Raw genomic sequence first — 599 nt, 5'->3', positions numbered from 1 at the left:
GTTCGCCGTGCCCAGAGCGTTGTTGACGGCGGTGTTGACCGTCGCCAGACGCGTCGCCACGGTGTCCGCGGCGCCGTGCTTGATGCTGGCCAGGTCGATGCTCTTGTCCCCGACCGTGATCGTGCCGCTGAGGGTGTCGAACGCCGCCGCCGTGGTGAAGTCACCCACGTTGGTGGTGAACGTGCCCGGCGTGCCGGCGGACGCGTTGACCGTGTTGCCGTTGGTCGACCCGGTGGCAGGTGCGGTCACGTCCACACCGGCCACGTTGAGACCGGACGCGCCCATCGCCGTGGCGAGAGTCACGCCGATGGTCTCACCCGCGTTCGCCCCCACCTGGAAGGTGGCGTTGAAGCTGCCGTCGAGCAGCTTCTTGCCGTTGAAGGTGGTGGTGTTGGCGATGCGGTTCAGCTCGGACTTGAGCTGGCTGAGCTCCGACTGGATGTTCTTCTTGGCCTCGGTGTTGATGCCACCGTCGTTCGAGGCCTGCACCGACAGGTCACGCATGCGCTGGAGGATGCTGTGCGTCTCGGTGAGCGCACCTTCAGCGGTCTGCACGACCGAGATGCCGTCCTGGGTGTTGCGGACGGCGACCTTCAGGC

The 599-nt window shown here is 66.6% G+C and carries 1 pseudogene; it reads right to left on the bottom strand.

Annotation, left to right across the window (positions count from 1 at the left end):
* A pseudogene (locus tag E4P40_RS27820) lies at nucleotides 1–599 on the bottom strand (flagellin); the annotation flags it as partial.

The organism is Blastococcus sp. CT_GayMR20 (assembly GCF_004570345.1).
This window is presented reverse-complemented; position numbering and strand designations above follow the sequence as displayed.